This is a genomic window from Microbacterium sp. B19, assembly GCF_000333395.1.
Lineage (GTDB): Bacteria > Actinomycetota > Actinomycetes > Actinomycetales > Microbacteriaceae > Microbacterium.
Genome location: NZ_BADA01000329.1, coordinates 1 through 6198 on the forward strand (window position 1 = coordinate 1; position 6198 = coordinate 6198).

At 72.7% G+C, this 6198-nt stretch carries 7 protein-coding genes and 2 pseudogenes; 7 read left to right on the forward strand and 2 right to left on the reverse strand.

Going from position 1 to position 6198, the window contains the following annotated elements:
- Nucleotides 1–138 precede the first annotated feature (138 nt).
- Nucleotides 139–615 (forward strand): 30S ribosome-binding factor RbfA, encoded by a 477-nt coding sequence (gene rbfA, locus I5G_RS11875; RefSeq protein WP_022879253.1) that lies wholly within the window; start codon nucleotides 139–141, stop codon nucleotides 613–615.
- Nucleotides 616–751: 136 nt separating this feature from the next.
- Entirely contained in the window at nucleotides 752–1726 is a 975-nt protein-coding gene (locus I5G_RS11880) for a CPBP family intramembrane glutamic endopeptidase (RefSeq protein ID WP_022879254.1), read from the forward strand.
- On the opposite strand, the gene I5G_RS11885 is transcribed toward I5G_RS11880, so the two are convergent.
- Nucleotides 1723–2589, reverse strand: a complete 867-nt coding sequence (locus I5G_RS11885; RefSeq protein WP_022879255.1) for an A/G-specific adenine glycosylase — start codon at nucleotides 2587–2589, stop codon at nucleotides 1723–1725. The genes I5G_RS11880 and I5G_RS11885 overlap by 4 nt on opposite strands.
- A 196-nt stretch (nucleotides 2590–2785) precedes the next feature.
- Between I5G_RS11885 and I5G_RS24080 the strand changes: the two genes are divergently transcribed.
- From I5G_RS24080 to I5G_RS22155, 5 genes and pseudogenes are all read left to right on the forward strand, one after another.
- Nucleotides 2786–3292: a hypothetical protein gene (locus tag I5G_RS24080; protein WP_022879256.1), complete on the forward strand. Its 507-nt coding sequence runs from the start codon at nucleotides 2786–2788 to the stop codon at nucleotides 3290–3292.
- The gene (truB, locus tag I5G_RS11895; protein ID WP_022879257.1) at nucleotides 3292–4185 is read left to right on the forward strand and encodes a tRNA pseudouridine(55) synthase TruB; all 894 of its coding nucleotides are present in this window, start codon (nucleotides 3292–3294) and stop codon (nucleotides 4183–4185) included. The genes I5G_RS24080 and truB overlap by 1 nt, the downstream gene beginning before the upstream one ends.
- Complete coding sequence (locus I5G_RS11900; protein WP_022879258.1) at nucleotides 4182–4550, forward strand: hypothetical protein; 369 nt, start codon at nucleotides 4182–4184, stop codon at nucleotides 4548–4550. The genes truB and I5G_RS11900 overlap by 4 nt, the downstream gene beginning before the upstream one ends.
- A 56-nt stretch (nucleotides 4551–4606) precedes the next feature.
- Nucleotides 4607–5026 carry a hypothetical protein gene (locus tag I5G_RS11905; RefSeq protein ID WP_022879259.1) on the forward strand — a complete coding sequence of 140 codons (420 nt, stop codon included), beginning with the start codon at nucleotides 4607–4609 and terminating at the stop codon, nucleotides 5024–5026.
- Nucleotides 5023–5964, forward strand: a pseudogene (locus I5G_RS22155) (bifunctional riboflavin kinase/FAD synthetase). Before I5G_RS11905 ends, I5G_RS22155 begins: the two are co-directional and overlap by 4 nt.
- Before the next feature lie 47 nt (nucleotides 5965–6011).
- On the opposite strand, the pseudogene I5G_RS11915 reads toward I5G_RS22155, so the two are convergent.
- Nucleotides 6012–6198 (reverse strand): annotated as a pseudogene (locus I5G_RS11915) (MFS transporter); the annotation flags it as partial.

Consider the following 6198-nt stretch of genomic DNA (forward strand, 5'->3'; position numbering starts at 1 on the left):
GCCTCCGGTTCGTGGGTCCGCCGGAGCAGAGCGGGGCCCCTACCCCGATGCTCCGGCGGATCCACGAAACCTCCGTCCTTCGCCTCTGCTTCGGCATCGGGCGTGCGACGCCTCGCTTTGTGAGAGATGGGAATTGAAGTGGCAGGGGAACGACAGGCCCGTGTGGCCGACCGCATCCGCGTGGTTCTGGCGGAGCGCCTCGAGAGAGGGCTGCGCGACCCGCGGCTCGGATTCGTCACCATCACCGACGTCCGCGTGACGGGCGACCTGCAGCGCGCGTCGGTGTTCTACACCGTCATGGGCGATGAGGCGCACCGCGCCGACACCGCGGCCGCGCTGAAGTCGGCGACGGGGATGCTGCGCAGCGAGGTGGGCAAGAACCTCAACACGCGGCTTACCCCCACGCTCGAGTTCATCCTCGACGCGATCCCCGAGAACGCCGACCACATCTCGGCGCTCCTGCGTGAAGCGCGCGAGCGCGACCAGTCGGTCGCCGGCCTCGCCGCGAGCGCGTCGTACGCCGGCGACGCCGACCCGTACGTCAAGCCGCGCGAGCTCGACGACGAGGACGACGACCTCGACGACGACGAAGACGAGGACGACGAGCGCGACTGACGCACGGCGTTTCGACGGCCGGATGCCGCCCCGCACGGGGTCGCGTCCGGCCGTTCGTCTTTCCGCGTCGCGGTGGGGCGGCATTCTCCGTCCTACGGGGGAGGTCGTGGCATCCGGGAATTCCTAGGCTCGGGGCATGACCGCTTCGTCTCGCCCGGACTGGCTCTCCATCGGTGTCTTCGCGGTGACCTCCGTCGCCCTGTCGTGGCTCGTGGCACTCCCGCTGTGGATTCGCGGACAGGGTCTCGCGGATCCGTTCCTCGGACTCGTCGCCGCCGCGATGATGTTCACGCCCACGCTCGGCGTGCTCGCCGCACTCCTCGTCCAGCGGCGCACGCGCAGTCGCCGGGGTGCCCGGGCGGTGCTGCGCGAACTCGGGATGTGGCCGCTGCGCCCGGCCGCGCGGACGATCTGGACCTGCGTCGCGGTCATCGTCGCCGCCCCGCTGCTCATCGCGCTCGGGCTCGCCGTGGTCGGGGCGCTGGGGCTCGCGACCTTCGACCCGGTCGGGTTCTCCGGATTCCAGAAGACGCTGGAGGCCAGCGTCCCGCCCGGGACCCCGCTCCCGCCGGTCGCAGTGCTCGCCGCGGTCCAGCTGGCGATGATCCCGGTCGGGGCGATCATCAACGCGCCCTTCGCGTTCGGCGAAGAGCTCGGGTGGCGGGGCTTCCTCCTGCCGGCGCTCCGACCGCTCGGCGTGTGGCCGGCGCTCGTCGTCTCGGGCGCGTTCTGGGGGTTCTGGCACGCGCCCCTGATCCTGCTGGGATACAACTTCCTCGAACCCAACGCCTTCGGCGTCGTCCTGATGATCGCGGCATGCGTGCTGTTCGGCATCCTGCTCGGGTGGACGCGGTTGCGCACGGCATCCGTCTGGCCCGCCGTCCTCGCGCACGGAGCGTTCAACGCCTCGGCCGGGCTCGGCGCCCTCCTCGTCGCCGCGGACTCGGCGACCCCGTCGCCGGTGATCGCGGGACCGCTGGGCCTGGTGATGTGGGGCGTGTTCGCGATCGTGATCGCGGTGCTCGCGCTCACCGGGCAGTTCCGCGCGGACCGTCTCGACGCCCGGCTCGGGCCGGACCCGGTCGTCGCACCGGCGCCCGCGGCGGCCTAGCGGGGGAGGAAGAGGGCGCCGCCCTCGGCTTCGGCGAGTCCGTCGGCGATCAGTGAGTCGATCGCGCGGTCGCGCTGCACGGGGTCGGGCCAGTCGGGCACGACGTCGTCGAGCGGCACGGCCGCCGGCGCCGCCTCGCGCAGCACCTTCAGCACCGCGCCGCGGGCTTGGCGGTCGCTTCCCTCGTACTTCGCCTGGCGTCGGCGGCGATCCTCGGATGCCGGATACCCGGCCGCCCGCCACGCGCACTGCGCCGCGAGGGGGCAGATGCCGCACTTCGGCGCTCGCGCGGTGCACACGATCGCCCCGAGCTCCATCGCCGCGGCGTTCACGATCGCGGCTTCGCCGATGTCGGCGGGCAGTTCGGCCGCCATGCGGGCGAGGTCGGACTTCCCCGGCGGTCCTGGTTGCGCGACGCCGTCCGCGACCCGCGCGAGGACGCGGCGGGTGTTCGTGTCGACGACCGGATGCCGGTCCCCGTACGCGAACACCGCGACGGCGCGGGCGGTGTAATCGCCGATGCCGGTGAGCGCGAGCAGCGCGTCGACGTCGCGCGGGACGACGCCGTCGTGCCGGTCGCGGATCTCGACGGCCGCGCGGTGCAGCCAGAGCGCCCGGCGCGGATACCCCAGGTTCGCCCACTGCGTCACAGCCTCCGAGGGGGCGGCGGCAGCGAGGTCGGTGGCGGTGGGCCACCGTCCCAGCCACGCTTCGAGGTGCGGGATGACGCGGGCCACGGGCGTCTGCTGCAGCATGAACTCGCTCACGAGCGTGCCCCACGCCCCGAACCCGGGCCGACGCCACGGCAAATCGCGCGCGTTGTCGCGGTACCACGCGATGAGCGGCGCGGCGATCCCTGGCATCCCTCCACCCTATGAGCCCGCGCGGCCGGCCCGCGCCGCTGCGGACCCGGCCCCCGTCGGCGCGGATCCGGCCCCCGTCGGCGCGGGCCCGGCCCCGATAAACGCACTGCGTCGGCAGAAACGCCGCGCCGCAGCGTTTCTGCGGAGGCGAGGCGTTTATCGAGGGCGCGACGGCGGACGACCGTAGGCTGGGGGCATGTCGAGCGAGAACCCCGTCGAGACCCTGCAGCGGAGCCTGCGCGACCTCCTGCGTCAGAACGCGGGCAACGGACGTCTCGTCGTGGCGATCGACGCGCTGGATGCCGCTGCCGCCACGGCCTTCGCGGACGGTTTCGCCGCGGCGGTCGGCGAGGACGGCACGGCCGTGTTCCGCGCGACCCTCGCCGACGACCCCGGCGACGTGCGCGAGCGACTCGTCGCGCCCTTCCGCGCGGGCGAGCCGTTCGACGGCAGCAGCACGCCCGCGCCCGAGCGCGCGGTCCTCGTCGTCGACGGCCGCTTCCTCCACACTTCGGGTCTCCGGGGTCTGTGGAACTGGTCCGTGTGGCTCGAGTCGAACCCGCCGATCGGCGCTCCGCGCCCGGAGCTCCCCGATGCCGAGAAGCAGTACGTCCGCACCGCGCGGCCGCGGGTCGCGGCATCCGTCATCGTCGAGAACTCCAACCCCGCGCACCCGGTGCAGGTGTTCGGCGACTTCTGCTGATGGTGCGCGCCGGCATCCTCCTGGTCGACAAGCCGGGGGGCATCACCAGCCATGACGTCGTGGCGCGCGCCCGGCGTGCCCTCGGCACCCGCAAGATCGGGCACGCGGGGACGCTCGACCCGATGGCCACGGGCCTGCTCGTGCTGGGCGTCGAGGGCGCGACGCGTCTGCTCACCTACATCGTGGGCGCCGACAAGACCTACGAGGCGACGATCCTCCTCGGCGTGTCGACCGACAGCGACGACGCCGACGGCGAGGAGACGGCACGGGCGGATGCCACGGCCGTCGATGCCGTGACCGACGAGGCGATCGCCGCCGGGATCGCCGACCTCACCGGTGAGATCGCGCAGGTGCCCAGCACGGTCTCCGCGATCAAGGTGCAGGGCCGCCGCGCGTACGACCTCGCTCGCGCCGGCGAGACCGTCGAGCTCAAGGCCCGGCACGTGACGGTGTCGCGGTTCGACGTGCGCGCGACCCGGCGGGAGGGCGGCACGATCGCGCTCGACGTCGTGGTCGACTGCTCGAGCGGCACCTACATCCGCGCGCTCGCACGCGACCTTGGTGCCGCGCTCGGCGTGGGCGGGCACCTCACGGCCCTCCGCCGCACCCGCATCGGGTCCTTCGACGTCGGTTCCGCGGCATCCGTCGACGACATCGCCGAGGCCGCGCTCGTGAACCCCGCCACGGCCGCGGCGACCGTCGTCGGCGCGCTCGCGGTCGGCGCGGACGACGCGCGCGATCTCCGCCACGGCAAGCGCATCGAGGGCGGCGGACGCCTCACGGGTGAGCGCGCCGCGGCGATCGATCCGGACGGGCTTCTCGTCGGGATCGTGGAGCGGCGGGGGAGTCAGCTGAAGAGCGTCATGAACATGCCCGAGGAGGTCGCGGGATGATCCTGTGGTTCACACTCACGCAGGTGGGGGTCGCGGTCCTCGCGGGGCTCATCGCCGTCGTCGCCGGCCTCGCCGGGCGCCGCCCGTCCGACCTCACCGTCGGCGCGCTCGCGCTCATCGAGCTGCTGCTCATCGTTCAGATCGTCGTCGCGATCGTGTCGCCGTTCGCCGGTAACCCGCCGTCGGGCAGCCTCCTGGAGTACTGGACGTACCTCGTCTCGGCGGCCCTCCTTCCGCCCGCGGGCGCGGCGTGGGCGCTCATCGAGCGCAGCCGGTGGAGCACCGTCATCATGGGCGCGGTGGCCCTCGCGGTCGCCGTCATGGTGTGGCGTATGCACGTCATCTGGACGATCCAACTCGCCTGAGACGGCGCCGAGCGCCCGAGGCGACGCAACGCCGACCGAACTAGACTCGGAAGGTCATGGCATCCACCACTCCCGCCCGCACTCGCGGAATGACCGGCATCGGCCGGGTCCTCGTGATCGTCTACGGCATCATGGCGCTCGCCGCCACCGGCCGCTCGTTCGTGCAGATCGTGCGCGAGTTCGACGACGCGCCCGTCGCGTACACCCTCTCGGCGCTCGCCGCGGTGGTCTACATCGTCGCGACGCTCGCGCTGATCTTCTCGGCGCGGCCCACGTGGTACCGCGTCGCGTGGGTGGCCATCGGCTTCGAGCTCGTGGGCGTGCTGGTCGTCGGTACCCTGAGCCTCGCGCTGCCCTCCCTGTTCCAGCACCCGACGGTGTGGTCGGTGTACGGCATCGGCTACGTGTTCATCCCGCTCGTCCTGCCGTTCCTGGGCCTCTGGTGGCTCGTGCGGCACCGTGGAACGGCGTCGTGATCGTCTTCCGCGATCCCGCCGAGGTCCCCGCGGGGTTCGGGCCGTCGGTCGTCGCGATCGGCAAGTTCGACGGCGTGCACACCGGCCACCGCGCGGTGATCGATCGCGCGCGGGTCGAGGCGGCCGACGGTGCGCAGGTCGTCGCCGTGACCTTCGACCGCAATCCGCTCAGCGTCCTGCGGCCGGAGAACTGCCCGCCGGACGTCATCGGACCGCACCAGAAGCTCGAACTGCTCGACCGGGCGGGAGTGGATGCACCCTGCTGCTGACCTTCGATGAGACGCGGCGCGCAGCCCGCGGCGGATATCGTCCGCGAGGTGCTGGTCGACGCTCTCGCTGCCCGGACCGTGCTGGTGGGGCGCGACTTCCGCTTCGGCGCCGGGGGAGCGGGCGACCCCGCGCTGCTCGTCCGGCTCGGGCACGAGTACGGCTTCCGCGTGGAGGTCGTCGACGACGTGCGCGCGGTGCACGCCGACCGGCGGGTGTCCTCCACGTGGATCCGCGAGGCGCTGGCCGCCGGTGACATCGCCACGGCCGCGCGTCTGCTCGGCCGCGCGCCGTCGGTGTGGGGCGAGGTCGTACACGGGCTCCAGCGCGGACGCGAACTCGGCTACCCCACGGCGAACCTCTCGCCCGACCTCGAGGGTTTCGTGCCCGCGGACGGCGTGTACGCCGGGTGGCTCGTCGACGTCGACGGGACACGACGGATCACGTATCCCGCGGCCATCAGCATCGGGACGAACCCCACGTTCGACGACGTGCACGTGCGCCAGGTCGAGGTGTACGTGCTCGACGAGACCGACCTCGACCTCTACGGGCACCACGTCGAGGTGCGCTTCGTCGAACGCATCCGCGGAATGGCGGCCTTCGACGGCATCGACGCCCTACTGGTGCAGATGGCCGACGACGTCGAGCGCGTCCGCGGCATCCTCCGCTGACGTTCACGGCTTCGCCAGGGCGGGCCTCCCGGCGGCGGAGCGCGTAGTCAGTCGCGTCGCGACAGGTGGTTCCGGATGCCGAGGAACGACGTCGCGGCTCCGAGGAGCATCAGCACGGCGGTGAAGATCACGGTGCGGTGGAAGCCGTCGAGGTTCAGCGCGCCGCCCGCGACGGCGGACACCGCCGCGATGGAGAGCAGCCCGGCGATGCGTGAGACGGCGTTGTTGACGGCG

Coding starts and splice junctions, on each gene's coding strand:
- truB (WP_022879257.1), top strand. CDS start 3,292: ATGGTGCGCGCCGGCATCCTCCTGGTCGACAAGCCGGGGGGCATCACC.
- I5G_RS24080 (WP_022879256.1), top strand. CDS start 2,786: ATGTCGAGCGAGAACCCCGTCGAGACCCTGCAGCGGAGCCTGCGCGAC.
- I5G_RS11905 (WP_022879259.1), top strand. CDS start 4,607: ATGGCATCCACCACTCCCGCCCGCACTCGCGGAATGACCGGCATCGGC.
- I5G_RS11880 (WP_022879254.1), top strand. CDS start 752: ATGACCGCTTCGTCTCGCCCGGACTGGCTCTCCATCGGTGTCTTCGCG.
- I5G_RS11900 (WP_022879258.1), top strand. CDS start 4,182: ATGATCCTGTGGTTCACACTCACGCAGGTGGGGGTCGCGGTCCTCGCG.
- I5G_RS11885 (WP_022879255.1), bottom strand. CDS start 2,589: ATGCCAGGGATCGCCGCGCCGCTCATCGCGTGGTACCGCGACAACGCG.